Here is a 21,112-nt window from a genome sequence, read left to right on the forward strand (position 1 = left end):
GTCTGCGCCTCCTGAGGTTCGTGGTGTGCGGTCATCCCCAGCACAGCGTGCCGGCCTTGGCGGTGTCGATGCTGTCGACGCCGGCGGCGGCCTTATCGGTCACGAGGGCGACGCCGGTGTTGTAGAAGTCGAGGCCCTCGGAGTTCTTGGGCTTGTCGCCGCCGCGGGCGATCTTGGCGATGGACTCGACGCCGAGCGACGCCATCTTCAACGGGTACTGCTGCGAGGTCGCGCCGATGACACCGTCCTTCACGGACTTGACTCCGGCACAGCCTCCGTCGACCGAGACCACCAGTACGCCGTTGGTCTTACCCGCTGCCTTGAGCGCGTTGTAGGCGCCGACCGCGGCCGGCTCGTTGATCGTGTAGACCACGTTGATGTTGGAGTTCTTGGTCAGGCAGTTCTCCATCGCCGACCGGCCGCCGTCCTCGGCGCCCTGGGTGGGCTCGTTGCAGACGATCGTGTAGTCGCTGGCGCCGTACTTGCCGGACTTCGCCTCGTCGCCGTTCTTCTTGGCGTCCTTGACGTCGACTCCCAGGCCGGTCAGGAAGCCCTGGTCGCGGTTGTAGTCGACGGAGACGACCTTGTCGTTGAACAGGTCGAGCAGCGCGATGGTGGCCGGCTTGCCGGCCAGCTGCTTGGCCGTCCACTGCCCGATCAGCTTGCCCGCCTCGAAGTTGTCGGTGGCGAAGGTGATGTCGACGGTGTCGGCCGGGTCGGGCGGCGTGTCCAGCGCGATCACGTACAGGCCGGCGTCGCGGGCCTTCTTGATCGCGCTGTTGACGCCGGGCCCGTTCGGCGTGATCAGGATGCCCTTCTGGCCCTGGGCGATCGCGTTCTCGATCGCCTGGACCTGCCCCTGCTCGTCACCGTCGGCCTTGCCGGAGGCCACGGTGAGGTCAACGTTGTTCTTGGCGGCCTCCTCCTTCGCGCCCTTCTGCATGGCGACGAAGAACGGGTTGCTGGAGTCCTTGGTGATCAGCGACACGCCGATCTTGTCGTTCGACCCGGCGGTCGAGTCGGAGCCGGATCCGCCGCACGCGGCCAGGGTGAGCAATGCGATGACCGCGGTCGCGGCCACACCGAGCCGCGCCGTACGGGTGGAGAAGTGCATGGCAGGTCCCTCCCGGGAACAGTGAAAGTTTGTGCTTACGTCAACGTTGACGCAAGAAGGACAGCACCTGACATGACTTGCGGTCAATGGCTCGATCGGAAATACTGCCGTTCGTGACGACAACGTTGACGCAGTCCGGGTCGGACAGAGATCGACCGGCCCGGTCCACGATGAAGGACGTGGCGCAACTGGCCGGCGTGAGCGTCAAGACGGTGTCGCGGGTGGTCAACGGAGAGCCGGGAGCGTCGGTCGCAGTTCGTGAGCGGGTGCTGCAGGCCGCGGAACGGCTCGACTACCGGCACAACCTCGGCGCCAGCACCCTGCGGCGCAAAGACGCGCGCTCCGGCATCGTCGGGGCTCTGCTGCAAGACGTCGGGAACAGCTTCTCGGCCGGCCTGTTACGTGCGCTCGAGGACGCCGTGCGGGAGGCCGGCCTGTCAGTACTGGCCGCAAGCCTCGACGAGGAGCCCGAGCGGGAACGCGGCCTCGTCTCCGACCTGGTCGCCCGTCGCGCCGACGGACTCGTCCTGATGCCGGCCTCCGACCGTCACGAGTACTTGCTGAGCGAGCACCGCGCCGGACTTCCGCTGGTGTTCGTCGACCGCAGGCCACACGGCCTGGATTGTGACTCCGTCACCATCGACAACCGGCTCGGCGCCAGCTCCGCGACTGCCCACCTGATCGCCGGAGGACATCGCCGGATCGCGATGCTGAGCGACCTGTACGAGATCGAAACGGCCAGGGAACGCGTCGCCGGGTATCGCGCGGCTCTCGACGAGGCGAAGATCCCCTTCGATCCCCAACTGCTGGTGCACAGCGTTCGTAGCGAGCAGGAGGCAGAGCAGATCGTCACCGACCTGCTCGGCACGGCCGACGCACCGACCGCATTCCTCACCGGACGCAACATCCTCACCGTGGGCGCTGTCCGCGCCCTGCGATCGTTGGGCCTGTCGCATCAGATCGCCCTGGTCGGTTTCGACGACTTCCCCTTGGCAGATCTGGTCGAACCCGCACTCACAGTGGTCCGGCAGGACGTGCGGCGCATCGGTACCGAGGTCGGCCGCATCCTCCTGGACCGACTCGCCGGGGACACCAGCCCACCACAGCACGTCGTGCTCGAGCCATCCCTGGTCTGCCGCGGAAGCGGCGAGATTCGCCCGCCGAGCGAAGGAATCCATCGGGATTGACGATGGATCCGCGGCGGTGGACATTCTGTGTGTGAGCACTGCTGATGAGGACGCTCAGGCGTTCGCCGATCTGTTTCGGGAGACGTACCTGCGGTTTCATCGGCGGGACGGGAAGCGGAACGAGATGTCGGGGGCCAGCCGGGCCGTACTGCAGCATCTTTCGCAGACCGGGCCGTTGACCGTGGGGGACATTGCGCTGCATCTGGATCGGGCGCAGTCGGTGGTCAGCGACATCGTGACGCAGCTCGAGTCCAAAGGGGTGCTGGAGCGGGAGCGCGATCCGGAGGACCGGCGCCGCACGCTGGTGTGGCTGTCGGCCGATGGCTTCGCCGTACTACGCGCTGACCGCGACGTGCTCAGCGTCCCAGCCCTGGCCGAGGCGTTCGCCGCCCTGCCACCCGGCGAGCGAGCCGCCCTGCTCACCACCCTGTCCACCCTCGTTCGATCGAACGGAGCCCAGTGATGACCACGACCACCAACTGCGAGAGCTGCAGCATGCCGATCGAGAGCGGCCGGTACTGCGCCCACTGCGTCGATGCCGACGGCAACCTTCAGGACTTCGACACCCGGTTCGCCTCGATGGTGTCGTGGCAGGAGCGCCGCAACCCCGGCGACCCGCGCGAGAAGCTCGAGGCCGACACCCTCGCCTACATGGCCCAGATGCCGGCCTGGCGTGACCACCCCAAGGTCGCCGGCGTTCAACCGAACGGATGAAGCAAGGTTCAACCGGTGCGGGGGTGATCCATCCCGACGGTTGACGTGCCGGTGCGGTCCTCGGCGACATGATCGAGTTGGCAGGTCGTCGAGGAGAGGATTCATCGTGAGCACTGGGGTCAGCCGTCGCAGGTTGCTGGGAGTCGGGGCCGGGGTCGGAGCGGCGTTGACGGTCGGAGTACCGGCATCGGCCCGTACCACCGCACGCGAGGAGGGCCGGTCGCTGGACGAGCTGTACGAAGCGGCCGTCCGTGAGTCCGGCAAGCTGGTGATCTACGCGGGTGGCGACACGCCCACCCAGCAGGACGCGACGGCGGCAGCGTTCCGGGCTCGCTTCCCGGGGATCGCGTTGACGATGGTGGTGGACTACAGCAAGTTCCACGACGTCCGGGTCGACAATCAACTCGCGACGGGGACGCTGGTACCGGATGTCGTGCAGTTGCAGACCGTGCAGGACTTCGTCCGCTGGAAGCAGCAGGGGCGGCTTCTCCGGTACAAGCCGGCCGGTTTCGGTGCCGTCCACAACAAATTCAAGGATGCCGATGGCGCTTGGGTCGCGATCAGCGTGCTGGCCTTCAGCTACCTCTACAGCGTCGGTGCGGTAGGCAACAATGTACCGGCGTCGCCGCGTGCGTTGACGGATCCGCGGTGGCGCGGGCAGATCGCCTCGGCCTACCCGAACGATGACGACGCGACACTCTTCCTCTACAAGCGGTACGCCGAGGCCTACGGCTGGTCGTGGATCGCAGACCTGGCGCAGCAGCAGGTTTCGTTTGCCCGAGGCTCCAATTGGCCGGGTGAGGCCGTCGGCGGCGGGCAGAAGGCGCTCGGTGTCGGCGGCGCGGGCAACCCCCGCCAGACCACGCCGACGAGATGGGTGGTGCCGGACAAGGATCCCTTCATGGCCTGGGGCCAGCGCGCCGCGATCCTGGCCGGCGCCCGCAACCGGACCGCGGCCAAGCTCTATCTCAACTGGCAGCTGACCAAGGCCAGCCAGGAGGCCTCCTTCAACGGCTGGTCGGTGCGCACCGACACGGCGGTACCGGCCGGAGTACGGCCGATCTGGACGTACGCGAACGCCGACCTGGACGGCTTCCCCGCCTTCATGGCCAACCGGGCCGAGGCCGAACGCTGGCGGCAGACCTTCAGCTTGTACTTCGGTGAGGTCAGCGGAGCGCCGACCCCGGGCTGGCTGGGGCTGCACCCTGGACGCTGATCCCCGGGCGGGTTGGCCGGGTCTGGTTAGACTCGGCGGTGCCCGTTCGAAGGGAGCCGACGTGTCGCGGACAACCGTGTCCCGCCTTGAGATCGCTGTGCATGGAGCGTTCTTCCTGATCGTGATCGGCTCGCTCGGCCGACTGTTCGCGCTGAACACCTCGCTGTGCCTCTACGTGCTGGGCCTGAGCGTGCTGCTCTCGGGCGGCTACACCACGATGGTCTGGGCGGGCAGCCGACTCGGCCGATGGCAGGTTCCCGTGGCCGGGATGGTCACCGGCATCTGGCTGCTACTCATCAGCACCGTGCCGGCGCCGTACCCTTCGGTCTACAGCTGGCTGGCGATTCCGTTGGCCTGCTTGCTGCTTCGGGCCCTTCCGCCGCGTCGCGCGATCATTGCCATCGGCATCGTCACCGGGCTGCTGGTGATCGCCCTCTACCGTCAGTCCAGGGGCATCGACCTGTTCCTGCCGCCTGTGGCCGCGGTCTGGGCCACAGTCGCCCTGTACGCCGGCCAGCAACGCGACACCACCATCCGGCAGAACCTGCTCGAGCAACTCCGGAGTACCAGGGACGAGCTCGCCGAACAGCAACACGAGGCTGGCATCCTGGCCGAGCGAGCTCGCCTGGCCGGTGAACTCCATGACACCGTCACGCAGGACCTTGCGGGCAGCCGGATGCTCTTGCAGGCGGCCGATCGGGAGTGGGACTCCGATCCGGCGAAGGCGCGGCTGCGGGTCCGGGGCGTCACCGAGTCGCTGGGGCAGAACGTAGTACAGGCTCGGCGGTTGATCGCCGGGCTGACCCCGGCGGCGCTGGATCAGGGTGGTCTCGAGGTGGCGCTGGAGGAGTTGTGCCGGCGTGAAGAGCGGTACGGGCCGACTGTCGCGCTGAGGGTGACGGGGGAGCCGCGGGTGATGAGTCCGGAGGCGGAGACTGCGTTGCTGCGGACGGCTCAGGGCGCGCTGGCCAATGTGAGAGACCACGCGGGGGCGGATCGGATCGAGGTCGTGCTCGACTGGCAGGACGAGTCGGTGCGGCTGCGGATCAGCGACAACGGGAACGGCGTACCGGATCGTGCGCCCGCTCCCGACCGGGGATTAGGCCTGCCGTCGTTGCGTGAACGCCTAGGCACCTTGGGCGGGACGCTCACGCTGGACAGTACGCCGGGCCGCGGTACGGCGCTGACCGCTTCGGTGCCGATCGGGATGGTCGCGGGATGAAGGTGCTGTTGGTCGACGACCATGTGGTGGTCCGGGCCGGACTGCGGGCGCTGCTCGAGGGGGAGCCCGGGTTCGAGGTGGTCGGTGAGACCGGCGACGGCGGAACGGCGATCCGGCTCGCGCTCGACCTCCAGCCTGACCTGGTACTGATGGATCTGCGGCTGGCAGCGGGCGGAATGGACGGGATCGAGGCCACGCGACGGCTCGCCGGTCTGATGCCTGGCGTGAAGATCGTCGTGCTGACCAGCCACGGCACCCGGACCGACGTCGCCCTGGCCCTGGCGGCGGGTGCTCGTGGGTACGTCCTGAAGGCCGGGCAGCCGGACGAGTTGTTCCGTGCGCTCCGGACCGCGAACGACGGTGGTACCGGCATCGCGCAGGAGGCCGTCGGCCTGCTCGTCGACGAGGTGACCTCGCCGGCCACGGCGTTGAGCGATCGCGAGGTCGAGGTCGTCCGCCTCCTTGCCGAGGGCCGCAGCAACCGCGAGATCGCCGCCGAACTCTTCCTCAGCGAGGCGACGGTCAAGACCCACCTGGTCCGCATCTACCGCAAGCTCGAGGCAACCAACCGAGCGGGCGCCGTCACGGAAGCGCTGCGTCGCGGACTCGTACAGCTGGGCTGATGGCTGACCGGAAAACCGGCGCCGAACTGGCCAGGGCGGCCCGTCCATGTCCTGTCCAGCAGGCCAGGAAAGCGATGTCCGGACCGTGACAACGTCGTCACTTGGCGTGTTGGTGTCAGCGGCATTTCCGCGCCTTGCCGGGGAATATGCGCGGGCATAGTGTCCGTCCGCGCGCTCTACCGGGCGGTAAAACGATTGTGAGGACCGTGTAGTACGCAAGGTGGGGAGCCGGAGCGTTCCAGGCGGAGATTGGTGCAGCTGCCTGCCAGCCCGGCGTTGCGCGATCCGCCCAGCACCATTTTCGCGAAGGGACCACACCGATGGTCTTGTTTCAGCGTTCCCGCAAACCCGCCACCGTCCTGGCGATCCTCAGCCTCTCAGTAGCCACCGCTGCTGCGCTGGGGACCTCGGCCTCCAGCGCCGCGCCGAGCGCGGCACCCCCGCCAAGGCCGACACAGGCCCAGTCGAAGGCGTTCGCGGCCAAGACCGCGACGTCGCTGGTGGCGGCCCGTCCTGCCGCGTTGCATGCCGGCAGGAGCGACAGCTTCATCGCAAAACCCGTGATCTCCGACCCGTCCGGGCTGCAGTACGTGCCGTACGAGCGGACCTTCAAGGGGCTTCCCGTCGTCGGCGGTGACTTCGTCGTCGTCACCGACGCCGCCGGTGCCGTCAAGGCAACCTCGGTCTCGCAGACCGCCGCGATTCCCGACCTGGCGACGAAGGCCGGTATCAGCGCCGCGACCGCCAAGGCGACCGCGACCAAGCAGCTCAAGGTCGTCACCTCGAGCACCACCCCGACGCTCGCCGTCTACACACTCGGCGGCACGCCCAAGCTGGCCTGGCAGTCCAGGGTCACCGGCAGGAACGCCACCGAGCCTTCGAGCTTGTCCGTGTACGTCGATGCGGCGACCGGCAAGGTACTCGGTACCCAGGAGCACGTGATGGCAGGCAACGGTACGGCTGCGTACAGCGGCCCGAACCCGGTGCACCTGGACACCACGCTCACCGGTAGCACGTACTCGATGAAGGACCCGAACACCACCAACCAGTCCTGCCAGGACGCGGCGAACAACACCACGTTCTCCGGTCCGGACGACAACTGGGGCAACGGCACCGCCACCAACAAGGAGACCGGCTGCGTCGACGCGCTCTTCTCGGCGCAGACCGAGAAGGCGATGCTGAGCAGCTGGCTCGGCCGCAACGGTTTCGACGGCTCGGGCGGCGGCTGGCCGATCCGCGTCGGACTGAACGACCTGAACGCCTACTACGACGGCACGCAGGTTCAGATCGGTCACAACCAGGCCAACCAGTGGATCGGTTCGATGGACGTCGTGGGCCACGAGCTCGGCCACGGCATCGACGACCACACCCCGGGTGGCATCTCGGGTTCGGGTACGCAGGAGTTCGTCGCCGACACCTTCGGTGCGGCAACGGAGTTCTTCAGCAACCAGGGCGCCTCGTTCGACCCGCCGGACTTCCTCGTCGGCGAGGAGATCAACCTGGTCGGCAGCGGCCCGATCCGCAACATGTACAACCCGTCGGCGGTCGGCGACCCGAACTGCTACTCGAGCTCGATCCCGGGCTCCGAGGTGCACGCCGCGGCCGGTCCGGGCGACCACTGGTTCGTGCTGTTGTCCCAGGGCAGCGGCGGCTCGCCGGCCGTGTCGACCTGCAACAGCTCGACGGTGACCGGTCTGGGCATCCAGAAGGCCATCAAGATCATGTACAACGCGATGCTGATGAAGACGAGCAGCAGCTCGTACCTGAAGTACCGCACCTGGACGCTGACCGCTGCCAAGAACCTGTACCCGGGCAGCTGCACCGAGTTCAACACCGTCAAGGCGGCGTGGGACGCGGTAAGCGTTCCGGCGCAGGCCGCTGACCCGACCTGCAGCGTCAGCGGCGGCGTCACCGTCGGCAACCCGGGCAACAAGTCCGGCGTCGTCGGTACCGCGATCGCGTCGTTCACGCTGTCGGCCACCGGCGGCACCGCGCCGTACACCTGGTCGGCCACCGGCCTGCCGGGTGGCGTCACGATCGGCTCCTCGACCGGCACCATCTCCGGTACGCCGACCGCCGCGGGCACCTTCAACGTCACCGCAACGGCGACCGCGAGTGCCGGTGGATCCGGTAGCACCTCGTTCACCTTCACCATCACCGGTGGCGGCGGCGGATGCTCCGGTCAGGTCATCGGCAACCCAGGCTTCGAGGCCGCTAGCGCAGCACCGTGGACGGCCTCTTCCGGAGTGATCGACAGCTCCGCCGGCCAGCCGGCTCACGGCGGTGCGAAGAAGGCGTGGCTCGACGGCTACGGAACGACTCACACCGACACGCTGAGCCAGTCCGTCACCATCCCGGCCGGCTGCCACGGGACCCTGTCCTTCTGGCTGCACATCGACACGGGTGAGACCACCACCACGGTCCAGTACGACAAGCTGACCGTGAAGGCGGGCGCCACGACGCTGGCCACGTACTCCAACCTCAACAAGGCCGCGGGCTACACGCTGCGGTCCTTCGACGTCTCGTCCCTCGCGGGCACGACGTCCACCATCACCTTCACCGGCACCGAAGACAGCTCCCTCCAGACCTCGTTCGTCATCGACGACACAGGCCTCAACCTGAGCTGACCTGATGACGGGCCCCGGCAACCTCCCAATAGGTTGCCGGGGCCTCGTCATGTCTGGCTCAAATACTGGGTGACCAGGTGGTTGGTGTATTTGCGGGGGACTGGTTCGCCGGTGATGAGGACTCGGTAGTAGAGGGGGCTGACGAGTTGCTCGACGGCGAAGTCGATGTCTGTGTCGGCGGGGAGGTCGCCGCGGGCGATTGCTTGGCGGAATGGCCGACTGTCGCGGTCGCGCTGGTGGGTGAGGTGGTCGGCGCGGAGGCGGTCGGCGACTGCTGGGTCGTGCTGGGCCTGGCCGGCTAGTGCGCGGAAAACGGCGCCGGCGTCCGTTTTGGTGAGGAAGTCGGCGATACGGGCGAGGTGGCGGCGGAGGTCCGCGGCCAGGTCTCCGGTGTCGGGCGGTGTCAGGTACTGCGCTGCGTCGTCGACGAACGCCTCGATCAGAATCTCCGTCTTGGACGGCCACCAGCGGTAGATCGTCTGCTTGGCGACCCCGGCCCGCATCGCGATGCCTTCGACCGTCAGGCCCGCGAACCCCTTCTCCACCAGCAGATCGTCGGCTGCCTCGAGCACGGCCTGCCGCGCCTCCTCGCTCCGCCCATGCCTGTTCCCGTGGTGCACTGCCGGCCTCCTCATGGTCTCTCTTGTCTAGACCATACGTTGCGTCTAGCCTAACGATCATGACCAACACACTGCAAAGCCCAGCGGTCCAGAAGGTCCTCGACCGCCTGTTCGAGGATGCGAAACGCGACGACGAGGTACGTTCGCCGGGCGGAGACGGCTTCTCGTATGAATCGGCGTCCGCCCAGGAGCGTGCCGATGCCCTCGCCGACATCTACATGCCCATCTCCGCCGCCGGCGGCGCCCTGCTCTACTCCCTGATTCGAGCCGCCCGCCCCACGACGGTGGTCGAGTTCGGTACGTCGTACGGCATCTCCACCATCTACCTGGCAGCCGCAGTCGCCGACAACGGCACCGGCCAGGTCCTCACCACCGAACTCAGCGAAACCAAGATCGCCGCCGCCCAAGCAAACCTCAAAGAAGCCGGCGTCGCAGAACCAGTGACGATCCTCCCCGGCGACGCCCTAGCCACCCTCGCCGATGTCCCCGGCCCCATCGGCCTGCTCCTCCTAGACGGCTGGAAAGACCTCTGCCTCCCCGTACTACGTCTGCTCGAAGACCGTCTCGCCCCCGGCGCCCTGGTAGTCGCCGACGACAGCTCTTTCCCCAGCATGTCCGACTACCTCGCCTACATCCGCAACCCAGCGAACGGCTACATAACCACCTCATTCCCAGTAGAAGACGGCATGGAAATCAGCTGCCGCGCGTGAATCGTCGGTGCCCCATTTGAGGGGTCAACCCCTCAGTTTGTGGGTTGCCTCGCCAGTATTCGACGGGGCAACCCACCATCTGCGGGGTTATCCCCTCAAATGGCTCGCGGGAGGGGCGCGCGGGTTAGTTCAAGGTCATCCGGGGTTCGCCGTTTGCCAAGCCGGTGCCGGCGATTGTGCAGGTGCCGCCTCGGTTGAGGGTGTAGGTCTGGCGGACGCAGTTGCGGAGGGCCAGTTGGCCCCAGTAGTTGGGGTGGATGGATTCCTGGATGAAGTAGTTCGAGCCGACCGTGGTGACGGTGCGGATCTGGTTGATCCATTCGGTCTTGTCGACGGCGGTGGGTTGGGTCCAGGACGACAGGCCTACCTCTTCGTACAGGCCGACCGCCTTCTCGCAGAGGCGCCGGCCGTTGAAGGTCGACTGGAGTTCCAGCAAGCGCGTGTTGGTCAGGCCGGATTGACCGATGGCGGCGCGGACCGTGCTGTTGATCGTCGGAAGAGCGGTCGCGTTGGCCCAGTCGGCATCAGCGTTCCAGAAGCCGCAGCCGCCGGTGCTCTGCCGGGTGAAGCCGGATTGGCCGTACCGAAACCCACTAGCAGAAGGGATCGGAGACGGGTACGTCTGCACGAGCAGCGTCCACGCGTTGTCGCCATACCCCGCGTTGCGCATCGCGGTACGGACGTTCTGGAACGCCGTCGCGATCCGCCCGCGAATGGTCGTCACATTGGCGGAGGTGAAGTTGGCGACGACCGACGAGTCGTCGCGGCAGTAGTCGGGGTTCCAGGACGGCGACAGCAGGAAGTCGCTCACGCAGGACTGCACGACGGACGCGAAGTTGAAGTCGTTGCCGCCGATCGAGACGACCACCTGCTTGACGTTGTGCCCGGCCGCGAACTGCTGCAGCAGCTTCGCCTGACCCAGATGCCCGGCGCCGTCGTCGTAGAAGTCGAGCCCGGGCTTGAAGTCGTCGCCGGCAGAGGTGCCGGTACGAGCGCCGGAGCAGGCCAGGTTGAGGCCGCCGACGCCGCCGCCGATGTAGGCCTCGGCCGACTTGCTGCGGTGGCAGCGGGGGATCGTCTCGGCGGTACCGGCTGCGTTGTCGTGGTAGGCGTGGGCGCCGAGCGCGTCGGCCGGTGCCTCGGAGTTGTTGGAGCTGCCGGCCCAGCGGCCCGCTTCGCCGGAGATGTACGAGTCGCCGACGGTCACGACGTACGGCGTACCGGAGCCGGGACCGTCTGCGTGGGCTGCTGGGGCGGTGACGACCAGGCTGCCGGCCGTCAGGGTGAGTGCGGTGATGGTCAAGGACAGACGTCTGGGCACAAGGGCCTCCTCGCCGGGGCGGGCAGTGACCATTCGGACCCCGTGATGGTCACCGTGCAGCGAGAATGTACTCCCGGGTAATCAAGGAAAACAGACCGAGTGTGCTGGCACGTTTGCGCCCTGTCACCACCGGGTCAATTAGTGCCGGACTGAACCGGAGCCGGGTAATGCGTTGACCACCAGGCCTGCCAGCGTTCGCCGAGTTGTTCGCGCTCGTTGTCGTCCAGGCCGTACAGGGTCAGTACCGCCATCGCCGCACCCGACGGCTTCGTCTCGCCGGGCGCGATGTAGCTGAGCACGAGCAACCCATCGCCCCACTGGTCCACGGTCAGCCCGACCTGGTGCTCGGAGCGGAACCACACCGACCCACTCAATGACTCACCGACCACCTCGGCCGAGTACGCCAACCCGACCGCCGCATCTAGGCCCAACTGCTCCGCCGGCCCGGTACTACGAACACCATTCCCCGAATAGAACAAAGTTCGCCGCCCCTCACCCGGATGCCGCTCCAAAGCGAACCGCAACTGGTGGAGGAACGTGATCCACCCCTCGGTGATGTCGTCGTAGTACGCGTCCCAGTCCGGATTCACCCCGTACGCCGCCCGCGTCAAGGTGACCTTCGAGCCACCCTCCCAGGGCTCGACCGCGAACCGGTCGCCGTTCGGGCTGGTCAGCGTGTGGCCGTCCTCGACGGTGTCGTCGCTGAAGTAGATCAGGTCGATCTCGGCATCCAGCTGCGGATCCTCCCAGCCGTGCCAGTGCCGGATCTTCTCCTTGTCGCGCAGTGCGTCCCAGACGGCGTCGACCGGCGCGGCCACGACCACCACGATCTCGGGTGCGTCCTTGCTCATGCCTTCTCTCCTTCTGTACTTGAAGAATCCGTACGCGAAGAATCCGTACTCCGAGCCGCCGGGTGACCGCCCGCGATCAACCGATAAGGCCGCCCGCCGTCGGTGTCGAACGACTCGATGACCTGTCGAACGGCCTCGGTCAGCGCGTCGGTGAAGCGATGCACATCGCCCGGCTCCGCAAGCCGCACCGAAGCCTCGAGCGTGAAGGTCAGCAGCCGCTTGCCTGCAGCATCAGCCGTGTTCTGCATCCGGGCCACATCGCGAACGGTGCCGGCGGCAACCTCCACCAGATGCTCGGCCGCGTACTGATCGCCGATCTGACTGAAGGCCCGTCCCATCACGGCCGGGTCGACGACGAAGGAGCCGGAGGTCGCGCGCAGGATCCGCTCGACGCAACCACGCCGCTGCCGCTCCTCGACCAGCTCCACCAGCCCGGCCTTCTCGAGTTCACGCAAGTGGTAGTTGACCCGCTGTCGAGGCAACTCCAGCGCCGCGGCCAACTGAGTCCCCGAGGCCAGCTCCTGCAACAGATCGAGCAACTTCCGCCGCAACGGCGACAGCGCCGCCCGCACCTTCTCCGGCTCCTCCAGCAACTTCATGCCACCAGGCTCGTATCGACAGTTAATTTGTCAATATGAGGTGAGAGAGCATGAGGGCATGGTGATCGAGGGGCCGCAGTTGCCAGTGGGGACTCAGGTGGTGTTGCGGGTCGAGCGGCGCGACAGAGCCGGCGGCAGTGCGCAACGTGGGGCGACCGGACGGGTCACCGGGGTGACGAGCGATGGGCAGTACGTCGTCACGCTGGTCGACGGGCGGGAGGCGACGGCCAAACGCGATCAGCTCAGCCTGCGTACGGCGTACCAGAGTGAAGCTGTTGCGGTGGATCAGCCGGATGGGGACCGGCTGGTGCTCGAGCACACCATCTACGCGGCTGTTGTCGGGTCGCGGGCGTTCGGGCTGGACACGGATGCCTCGGACACCGACACGCGGGGCGTCTATGTCGCGCCGACCGAGGCGTTCTGGTCGCTCGGCAAGCCGCCGATGCACGTCGACGGGCCAAAAGAAGAGTGGTTCTCGTGGGAGGTCGAGCGCTTCTGCGAGCTTGCGCTGAAGGCCAATCCCAACTTGCTCGAAGTGCTGCATTCGCCGTTGGTGGTCAAGCAGACGCCGCTCGGTGAGGAGTTGGTTGATCTAAAACGAGACTTCCTGTCGCAGCTCGCCTACCAGACCTACTCGGGCTACGTGCTGAGCCAGTTCAAGAAGATCGAGGCGGACTACCGGCGTGACGGCGCCCCCAAGTGGAAGCACGTCATGCACCTCATCCGCTTGTTGCTCGCGGCCCGTACTCTGCTCACCGACGGCGAGCTGATCGTTGATGTCGGCCCCCATCGCGAACGCCTGCTGGCGGTCAAGCGAGGCGAGCTGCCCTGGGATGAGGTCGAGCGCTGGCGGCTCGCCCTGCACGGCGACCTCGAGAACGCCTTGCAGAAAACAGTTCTGCCCGCGGTACCGAATGTCGCTAGGGTTGACGCTTGGCTCAGATCGGTCCGGAGGAGGAGCATCGGTGACGCGTGCCGGTGCGGCTGGCCGGCGATGATGGATCGGAGCTCGGGATAGTCGAGCTCGCGCACGCTCCTAGAGGTTCTGGACCAGGCCGAAGTCGAGTCCAAGCTGGCCGATGAACCCACCGCCGCCGGCGAGCTGCACGAGCTGTTGGTGCGGACGCGGCTGGGAGCGATCTGACAGGGTATTACTTAACTCTGTGAAGCTATTGACATCTGATCTGATGGAAGAAATAGTTTCGTTCTGAAAACAATCAGAAAGCAGAGTGAAACCAACAGTGTCGAACGCCAAGGTGCTGCAGCTCCGCGCGGCGGGTGTCAGCCTGGTCCTGGACTGCTCCGGTCCGGCTCTTCCGTCCGTCCTGCACTGGGGCGCTGATCTCGGTGCGCTGGACGAGGCGGCACTGGTCAGCCTGCGCCAGGGTGCGGGCGCGGTCCAGGCCGGCAACGGTCTCGACGACAACTTGCCGGTCGCGATCATCCCGGAGTACTCCGCGGGCTGGTTCGGCCTGCCCGGTCTCAACGGGCACCGCGACGGGCAGGACTTCTCCGCGTCCTTCCAGCTCGACGAGGTCGCGCAGGAAGGCAACGCGGTCCAGGTCACCGCGGCCGATCCGCAGGCCGGGCTGAGCCTCGCCCTGGTGATCGAGCTGACCGACTCGGGTCTCGTCCGCGCCAAGGCCGAGCTGACGAACACCGGTACCTCCGTCTACACGGTCGACCAGCTGCTGCTCGCTCTGCCGGTACCGACCGAGGCGACCGAGCTCTTCGACATGACCGGCCGCCACATCGGTGAGCGGCACCCGCAGCGCCACGCGTTCACCCAGGGCGCGCACATCCGCGACAACCGCCGCGGCCGCACCGGTGCCGACGCCACCTTGCTGCTGATCGCCGGTACTCCCGGCTTCGACTTCGGCGCCGGCGAGCTCTGGGCCGTGCACACCGCCTGGAGCGGCAACCACCGCTCGTACGCCGAACGCGGCATGAGCGGGTACGCCGTGATCGGCGGCGGCGAGCTGCTCCTCCCGGGTGAGGGCCGGCTCGAGCCCCAGGGCTCCTACGGCACCCCGTGGATCTACGGCTCGTACGGCATCGGCCTCGACCAGATGTCGACCCGCTTCCACGAGTACCTCCGCGCCCGCGACACCCACCCGAAGACCGATCGCCCGGTGGTACTGAACACCTGGGAGGCCGTCTACTTCGACCTCGACCTCGACAAGCTCAAAGCACTGGCCGACGCGGCCGCCGAGGTCGGGGCCGAGCGGTTCGTGCTCGACGACGGCTGGTTCCGCGGCCGCCGGAACGACCGCGCGGGTCTCGGCGACTGGTACGTCGACGAAGGCATCTGGCCGAAGGGTCTGCACCCGCTGGTCGACCACGTCACCGGGCTCGGGCTGCAGTTCGGTCTGTGGTTCGAGCCGGAGATGGTCAACCCCGACTCCGACCTGGCCCGCGAGCACCCGGACTGGATCCTTGCCACCGGCAACCGGATGCCGCCGACCGCGCGGCACCAGCAAGGCCTGAACCTCGGCATCCCGGAGGCCTGGAACTACCTGCTCGAGCGGATCGACAGCATCCTGACCGAGTACGACATCAGCTACATCAAGTGGGACCACAACCGCGACTTCGTTGACGGCGGCAACCAGCAGACCGGTACTGCGGGCATCCACGAGCAGACGCTCGGCGTGTACCGGCTGCTGGACGAGCTCAAGCGCCGCCACCCGACGGTCGAGATCGAGTCCTGCTCGTCCGGTGGCGCCCGGGTCGACCTCGCCATCCTCGAGCGGACCGACCGGGTCTGGGGCAGCGACAGCAACGACGCGCTGGAGCGCCAGAAGATCCAGCGCTACACCCAACTGCTGCTGCCGCCCGAGCTGATCGGCTGCCACGTCGGGCCGCCGAAGGCACACACCACCGGCCGCACCCAGAGCCTCGCCTTCCGCGCGACGACAGCCCTCTTCGGCCACTTCGGCATCGAGTGGGACATCAGCCTGGCGTCCCCCGAGGAACGCGAAGAGCTGGCCGGCTGGGTCGCCCTGCACAAAGCCCTGCGCCCACTCCTCCACACCGGCAAGGTTGTCCGCGCCGACCGCGGATCAGACGACTTCCTCCTCCACGGCGTAGTAGCCCAGGACGGCTCTCGCGCCGTCTTCTCCGCAGTACAGCTCGCGCAGTCGATCACCTCGGACACCGGCCGCGTCCGGCTCCCGGGCCTCGACAAGGACCGCACCTACCGAGTCAGCAAGCTGGCCACCCCTGGCCCCCAGCCCCGCCACTCGACCCCTTGGTGGCAAGACGGCGGCACAGTTCAACTCAACGGCGCCGCCCTCGCCGCGGTCGGCGTACAGGTCCCTGCCCAGTGGCCCGAGACCGCAGTACTGCTGGAAGTACAGGCGATCGACTAGCTCGCACTGCTGTAGCGACGGCTGGCGACCTGCCAATGCAACACGGTGAGCAGGACGCCGGCCGTCAGCAGTAACGCGGCTGTGGAGAGGGCAGCAGTGGTACCGGTCAGGACTCCGACCGGTACTGCCGCGATCAGCCCGGCCGGCACGATCGTCGCCAGGACGAGCTGAACGGACTTCGGGAAGTACGTCTGCGGGTACTTCCCGGCCTCGCGAGCCTGCTGCGCGACATCGTTGATGGGCGCCGCGCTCTCGGTCCAGAACGCCAGGTAGGCGAGGTTCGCCCAGAGCAGGCTGTACCCGATGAAGCCGGTCACGATCCAGATGGCCGCTTTGGCCAGCAGAACCGGGTCGATCGACAGGTGCGCCGTGTGCGCGCCGGCCGCGGCCAGGGCGAGTCCGGTGACGACGCGCCCGAACTCGGCTGGCTCCATCCATCGCAGCAAGGCGAAGAGTTGGGCGTTCACCGGGCGGATGAGGATCAGGTCGAGCTCGCCCTGCCGGACATAGGTGTCGATGCGGCGCAGGTTCGGAGTGATGAAACAGTCCATCAAGCCGGTGCAGGCGCCGTACAGGCCGACGATGACAAGGGTCAACGGGCTGTTCCAGCCGGTCGCCGTGGCTGACATGCCGGTCAGCACGAGGACCGGTACCAGGCCGAGGACCAGCTCGGCGGCCGACGCGATCGCGTTGATGATCGTCTGGCTGCGGAACTGCAGGTCGCGCCGGATTGCTTGCCGCAGGCAACTCACCCAGAGCCGTCCGTAGCGCCTCATGCGCCGGCTCCCTGGTAGCTGCGCAACCCGAGCCGCCAGGTGAGGATCGCGGCGCCGAGGAAGGTGGCGGACCAGCCGGCCTGCCAGCCGAAGCTGGCGGCCGTCGGGTGGCCCAGCAGCACCTCGAGCGGGAACGACACCATGAACCGGAACGGCTGGACCGCCAGGAATCCGGCGAAGACCGGCGGGAAGAGAGCCAGCGGGATGAGTGCGCCGGACAGCAGGCCCGAGACCAGGAAGCGCAGCCGGTTCACCGCCGAGACGTCCTCGAACCAGAACGCCAGCGAGCCGATCACCACATCCAGGGTGTACGCCATGCCGCCGGCCAAGGTCAGCGCGACCACGAAGGCGAGCCACCGGCCGGGCGACGACGGGAGCTTCACCTGGTCGCGGAAGATGATGCCGAGCCCGGCGGCCAACGGGACGGCGAGCAGGAGCTTGATCAGCTTCTCGCCGAGGTTGTTGGCGAGGTTCGCGAGATGGGTCGAGCACGGCCGGACCAGCCAGCTGCTCAGCTTGCCCAGCCGGATGCTGTCGGCCATGAAGCCCGAGGTCCAGCTGGCGGTCAGCATGACCACCAGGCCGACCATCACCAGGTACGTCGTGAGGAACGACTCGGTGACCGGCGGGGTCGCTCCCTGGGCGATGGCCCCGCGCCAGACGAGCAGCGAGATCGCCGGAGCGATGACGGTGGCGAGCTGCAGGAAGAGCAGCCACCAGCGATAGGTCAGCGTCGTCGTGAGCTCGCGGGCGATCAGCACCCGGAGGATCCGTACGGTCCTCATGCGCCGGCCGTGAAGAGCTTCGACATCACCTGGTCGAGGTCGTCGCCATCGTGCGACTGAGCTCGCAATGCTGGGAGGTCGCCGTCGAAGATGGGCCGGCCGTGGTTGATCACCACGATCCGCTCGCACAGGGCGGCGACGTCGTTCATGTCGTGGCTGGTGAGGACGACGGTGGTTCCGAGGTCGCGGTTGAGCTCGGCGAGGAAGGTACGGACGGTGAGCTTGGCGACGACGTCGAGGCCGACGGTCGGCTCGTCCGCGAAGAGCAGTTCCGGGCCGTGCAGGAGAGCGAGCATCAGCTCGCAGCGCATCCGCTGGCCGAGGGACAGTTTGCGGACCGGGATGTTGAGGATGTCCTGGATCTGCAGGCGGTTCGACAGGTCCTCGACGGTCTGGTCGAACCGCGGCTTGGCGAGGGCGTACATCTCCTTGTGGATCAGCAGCGAGTCGTACGTCGGGACGTCCCACCACAGCATCGACTTCTGCCCGAACACGACCGAGATCCGGGAGAGGAAGTCATAGCCGCGCTTGGACGGCCGATGGCCGAGGACCTCGACCTCGCCGGCGGTCGGGCGCAGCAGGCCGCAGAGCATCTTGATCGTGGTCGTCTTGCCGGCGCCGTTCGGACCGAGCAAACCGATCACTTGGCCGCGCGGCACGGTGAGGTCGAGAGCGTCGACAGCTAGCCGCTCGCGCCGGTCGGGGCGGAAGAGACCTCGGACTGCACCGCCGAGTCCAGGGTGTTGCTCGGTGTAGCGGTAGGTCTTCGTCAGAGCTTTGGTCTGGATCGCGGACATGGATCATCCAATCCGCGACCCCGCGCAGACTGGGGAGGTCGCAACACTGGAGAGCCGGAACGGCCTGCCGGCGACGCCCGACGAGTTCGGGGCGACTCGGCCGAGCCTAACCGACGGCGCCATTCCGTACATCTGATTTCCGGCGGCGTACGTCGGTGGGAGTAGTCGAGGTGTCGCCGTGGAGGGGACGCGGTGGAGGTGGCTTGGGCGACACGATCGGTGCAGTTGGGTTACTGCGAACAGACCGAGGAGTGTCATGGACGAGGAGAAGCCGGTTCGGATCGGGGATCGGGAGCGGGAGGAGGCCGTTGCTCGGCTGGGGGCGCATTATGCGGCCGGGCGGTTGACGGCTGATGAGCACCAGGAGCGGGTCGGGGAGGCGCTGCAGGCTAAGACGCAGGTGGAGTTGGCGGCGTTGTTCGCTGATCTGCCGGGGGAGTCGACGGCTGGGGCGCAGCAGGCGGCTGATGGGGAGCAGTGGGCTGGGCCGTGGGGCTGGTCGCGGCCGCCGTGGACGGCGCCGCAGGATCAGGGTGCGGGTCAGCAGGGTAGGCCGTTGCCGTTGTTGATTTTGTTGGGGGTGGTTGGGGTGCTGGCGTCCATCGGGTGTGTGGTGCTGGGTGGGCATCCGCCGGTACTGCCGTTGGTGCTGCTGGTGGCCGGTGTGGTGATCGCTAAGAAGCGTCGGCAGGAGCGGCGCGCATGAGGGCGGTGTACCGGGTACTGGCGTCGTTGATCGCGATTGCCGTGGTGCTGCAGGTCGCGTCGATCGCGATGGCTGGGTTCACCATCGCCAGTGACGCCGAGGACGGGACGACGATCGGGGCCGATTACAGCAACTTCGGGCAGAGCTATCACAGCATCGCCGGTACTGCGATCGGCGTACTCGCGCTCGTCTTCCTGATCGTGTCGTTCCTGACCGACGTACCGCGCGGCCGGGCCCTGGCGGGGATCGTGGTCGGGTTGGTGGTGCTGCAGTTCCTGCTCGCCGTCGTGTCCTTCGGGCTGCCGGCGCTCGGCATCCTGCACGGGATCAACGGGCTCGCGATCGCCGCCGTCGCCGGAATGGCGTCCCGCCGGGCTGCCACCCCCATCGCGGCCAGTGCGTAGGTGGAGAGGACGGCTGATTGCCCTGGGGGTGACGCTGGCGGTACTCGTACCGCTGGCGTACCTCTGGGCGACCAGCCTCGTCCCGAACAACTACTCGCCGATGGACATGGGGTACGCCGACTACGGCGGCGGCCCGTCAATGACCATGCCGATGGGCGACCACATGCATCATGGCGACACCAGCGTGGCCGACCTGACCGGCCCGAAGACCGGCAAGCCAGATGTCGCCGTCACCCTGATCGCGCGCAAACAGAAGTTCACCCTGCCGAGCGGTGAGACTGTCGACGGGTTCACCCTCAACGGTTCGTCGCCAGGGCCACTGATCCAGGCGAAACAAGGCGATCTCGTCGAGGTCACCCTGGTGAACGAGTCGGTACCGGACGGCGCGACCCTGCACTGGCACGGGATCGACGTACCGAACGCGGAGGACGGCGTCGCCGGTGTCACCCAGGACGCGGTGTCAGTTGGTGGCAAGCACGTCTATCGCTTCAAGGCCGAGCAGCAAGGGACGTACTGGTACCACTCGCATCAGGTCTCGAGTGAGGAGGTCCGCGACGGCTTGTTCGGCACGATCGTGATCGGCGGCGCGCAAGATGACGTGATCGCTGCGATCCACACCTACGACGGCAAACGCACGATCAACGGGCGGACCGGCGAGCAGCGGCTAGACGTTGCCGCAGGCAAGAAGATCAGAGTGCGGGTGATCAACACCGACAACACGCTGGTACGAACGGGGCTCGTCGGTGCGGAGTACAAGGTGGTTGCGGTCGACGGGCGGGAGATCCACGGGCCGACGGCAGCAAGCGCGGCATTCCCGCTGGCTGCGGGCGCGAGAGTCGACCTCGAAGCCGTGGTGCCTGCCACACAAGCGTTGAAGCTCGAGGCTGGGACCGTCTCGATGATCCTGGGTGAAGGTGACCAACCAGGGTCGTTGCCGAGCGCAACCGTCGACCTGCTGACCTACGGTACGCCGGCGCCGCTCGGCCTCGATCCGGCGAAGGCCGATCGCCATTTCGAGTACAAGATCGGGCGCACCGCAGGCTTTCTCGATGGCGTGCCCGGCCTGTGGTGGACGATCAACGGGCACAAGTTCCCCGACGTACCGATGTTCATGGTCGCCGAGGGCGATGTCGTCGTGATGACGATCAGCAACTCCAGCGGCCAGGCGCATCCGATGCACCTGCACGGCCATCATGCGGTCGTGCTGTCCAGGAACGGTCTTGCCGCGAGCGGGTCGCCCTGGTGGATCGACACCCTCGAGGTGGGTGACAAGGAGAGCTACGAGATCGCCTTCGCCGCCGACAACCCGGGCGTCTGGATGGACCACTGCCACAACCTGCCGCACGCGTCCGAGGGGTTGATGACGCATCTGGCGTACGAGGGCGTCAGTACGCCGTACCGGGTGGGCGGGGACAGCCACAACCAGCCCGAGTGAGGTATTGATCGGCGGAAATGGATCGTTCTATAGTTCC

The 21,112-nt window shown here is 67.2% G+C and carries 22 protein-coding genes; 14 read left to right on the forward strand and 8 right to left on the reverse strand.

What is annotated here, in order from left to right:
• Positions 1-31 precede the first annotated feature (31 nt).
• Complete coding sequence (locus OHA70_RS21495) at positions 32-1,114, reverse strand: substrate-binding domain-containing protein (RefSeq protein ID WP_328320339.1); 1,083 nt, start codon at positions 1,112-1,114, stop codon at positions 32-34.
• A 113-nt stretch (positions 1,115-1,227) separates the two neighbouring features.
• Between OHA70_RS21495 and OHA70_RS21500 the strand changes: the two genes are divergently transcribed.
• From OHA70_RS21500 to OHA70_RS21530, 7 genes are all read left to right on the forward strand, one after another.
• Positions 1,228-2,301 (forward strand): LacI family DNA-binding transcriptional regulator, encoded by a 1,074-nt coding sequence (locus tag OHA70_RS21500; protein ID WP_328320341.1) that lies wholly within the window; start codon positions 1,228-1,230, stop codon positions 2,299-2,301.
• A gap of 31 nt (positions 2,302-2,332) precedes the next feature.
• Positions 2,333-2,764 (forward strand): MarR family winged helix-turn-helix transcriptional regulator, encoded by a 432-nt coding sequence (locus tag OHA70_RS21505; RefSeq protein ID WP_328320343.1) that lies wholly within the window; start codon positions 2,333-2,335, stop codon positions 2,762-2,764.
• Positions 2,764-3,015, forward strand: a complete 252-nt coding sequence (locus OHA70_RS21510) for a hypothetical protein (RefSeq protein ID WP_328320345.1) — start codon at positions 2,764-2,766, stop codon at positions 3,013-3,015. Before OHA70_RS21505 ends, OHA70_RS21510 begins: the two co-directional genes overlap by 1 nt.
• Before the next feature lie 106 nt (positions 3,016-3,121).
• Positions 3,122-4,231, forward strand: a complete 1,110-nt coding sequence (locus tag OHA70_RS21515; protein WP_328320347.1) for an ABC transporter substrate-binding protein — start codon at positions 3,122-3,124, stop codon at positions 4,229-4,231.
• A 61-nt stretch (positions 4,232-4,292) separates the two neighbouring features.
• Positions 4,293-5,453, forward strand: a complete 1,161-nt coding sequence (locus OHA70_RS21520) for a sensor histidine kinase (protein ID WP_328320349.1) — start codon at positions 4,293-4,295, stop codon at positions 5,451-5,453.
• Entirely contained in the window at positions 5,450-6,076 is a 627-nt protein-coding gene (locus OHA70_RS21525; protein ID WP_328320351.1) for a response regulator transcription factor, read from the forward strand. Before OHA70_RS21520 ends, OHA70_RS21525 begins: the two co-directional genes overlap by 4 nt.
• 320 nt (positions 6,077-6,396) lie before the next feature.
• Positions 6,397-8,703, forward strand: coding sequence for a M4 family metallopeptidase (locus tag OHA70_RS21530; RefSeq protein ID WP_328320352.1), 2,307 nt, complete (start codon positions 6,397-6,399; stop codon positions 8,701-8,703).
• Positions 8,704-8,750: 47 nt separating this feature from the next.
• Here the strand turns inward: OHA70_RS21530 and OHA70_RS21535 are convergent, their stop codons facing one another.
• The gene (locus OHA70_RS21535) at positions 8,751-9,338 is read right to left on the reverse strand and encodes a TetR/AcrR family transcriptional regulator (RefSeq protein WP_328320354.1); all 588 of its coding nucleotides are present in this window, start codon (positions 9,336-9,338) and stop codon (positions 8,751-8,753) included.
• Positions 9,339-9,382: 44 nt separating this feature from the next.
• Here OHA70_RS21535 and OHA70_RS21540 point away from each other — a divergent pair, with 44 nt between their 5' ends.
• Entirely contained in the window at positions 9,383-10,033 is a 651-nt protein-coding gene (locus OHA70_RS21540; RefSeq protein ID WP_328320356.1) for an O-methyltransferase, read from the forward strand.
• Between the two features lie 124 nt (positions 10,034-10,157).
• On the opposite strand, the gene OHA70_RS21545 is transcribed toward OHA70_RS21540, so the two are convergent.
• From OHA70_RS21545 to OHA70_RS21555, 3 genes are all read right to left on the reverse strand, one after another.
• Positions 10,158-11,354: a hypothetical protein gene (locus tag OHA70_RS21545; RefSeq protein ID WP_328320358.1), complete on the reverse strand. Its 1,197-nt coding sequence runs from the start codon at positions 11,352-11,354 to the stop codon at positions 10,158-10,160.
• Between the two features lie 134 nt (positions 11,355-11,488).
• Positions 11,489-12,205, reverse strand: a complete 717-nt coding sequence (locus OHA70_RS21550; protein WP_328320360.1) for a hypothetical protein — start codon at positions 12,203-12,205, stop codon at positions 11,489-11,491.
• Positions 12,202-12,804, reverse strand: coding sequence for an ArsR/SmtB family transcription factor (locus tag OHA70_RS21555; protein ID WP_328320362.1), 603 nt, complete (start codon positions 12,802-12,804; stop codon positions 12,202-12,204). Before OHA70_RS21555 ends, OHA70_RS21550 begins: the two co-directional genes overlap by 4 nt.
• Before the next feature lie 58 nt (positions 12,805-12,862).
• Between OHA70_RS21555 and OHA70_RS21560 the strand changes: the two genes are divergently transcribed.
• On the forward strand, positions 12,863-13,822 hold the full coding sequence (locus OHA70_RS21560) for a nucleotidyltransferase domain-containing protein (protein ID WP_328320364.1): 960 nt from the start codon (positions 12,863-12,865) through the stop codon (positions 13,820-13,822).
• A 211-nt stretch (positions 13,823-14,033) separates the two neighbouring features.
• Entirely contained in the window at positions 14,034-16,172 is a 2,139-nt protein-coding gene (locus OHA70_RS21565; protein ID WP_328320366.1) for an alpha-galactosidase, read from the forward strand.
• On the opposite strand, the gene OHA70_RS21570 is transcribed toward OHA70_RS21565, so the two are convergent.
• The 3 genes from OHA70_RS21570 to OHA70_RS21580 are packed head-to-tail and all read right to left on the reverse strand — an operon-like array spanning position 16,169 to position 18,530.
• Complete coding sequence (locus OHA70_RS21570) at positions 16,169-16,948, reverse strand: ABC transporter permease (protein ID WP_328320368.1); 780 nt, start codon at positions 16,946-16,948, stop codon at positions 16,169-16,171. The genes OHA70_RS21565 and OHA70_RS21570 overlap by 4 nt on opposite strands.
• Positions 16,945-17,733, reverse strand: coding sequence for an ABC transporter permease (locus OHA70_RS21575; RefSeq protein WP_328320370.1), 789 nt, complete (start codon positions 17,731-17,733; stop codon positions 16,945-16,947). Before OHA70_RS21575 ends, OHA70_RS21570 begins: the two co-directional genes overlap by 4 nt.
• Entirely contained in the window at positions 17,730-18,530 is an 801-nt protein-coding gene (locus OHA70_RS21580; protein WP_328320372.1) for an ABC transporter ATP-binding protein, read from the reverse strand. The genes OHA70_RS21575 and OHA70_RS21580 overlap by 4 nt, the downstream gene beginning before the upstream one ends.
• On the opposite strand from OHA70_RS21580, the gene OHA70_RS21585 reads away from it, so the two are divergent.
• The 4 genes from OHA70_RS21585 to OHA70_RS21600 all read left to right on the forward strand — a co-directional run bounded on the left by OHA70_RS21585 (position 18,529) and on the right by OHA70_RS21600 (position 21,075).
• A complete protein-coding gene (locus OHA70_RS21585) occupies positions 18,529-18,666 on the forward strand; it encodes a hypothetical protein (protein WP_328320374.1) in 138 nt (45 codons plus the stop codon). The two genes, OHA70_RS21580 and OHA70_RS21585, sit on opposite strands and share 2 nt — an antisense overlap.
• 120 nt (positions 18,667-18,786) lie before the next feature.
• Entirely contained in the window at positions 18,787-19,236 is a 450-nt protein-coding gene (locus tag OHA70_RS21590) for a DUF1707 SHOCT-like domain-containing protein (RefSeq protein ID WP_328320376.1), read from the forward strand.
• Positions 19,233-19,640 carry a hypothetical protein gene (locus OHA70_RS21595; protein WP_328320377.1) on the forward strand — a complete coding sequence of 136 codons (408 nt, stop codon included), beginning with the start codon at positions 19,233-19,235 and terminating at the stop codon, positions 19,638-19,640. The genes OHA70_RS21590 and OHA70_RS21595 overlap by 4 nt, the downstream gene beginning before the upstream one ends.
• The gene (locus OHA70_RS21600; RefSeq protein ID WP_328320379.1) at positions 19,633-21,075 is read left to right on the forward strand and encodes a multicopper oxidase family protein; all 1,443 of its coding nucleotides are present in this window, start codon (positions 19,633-19,635) and stop codon (positions 21,073-21,075) included. The genes OHA70_RS21595 and OHA70_RS21600 overlap by 8 nt, the downstream gene beginning before the upstream one ends.
• Positions 21,076-21,112 lie beyond the last annotated feature (37 nt).

This window comes from Kribbella sp. NBC_00382 (assembly GCF_036067295.1).
Classification (GTDB): domain Bacteria; phylum Actinomycetota; class Actinomycetes; order Propionibacteriales; family Kribbellaceae; genus Kribbella.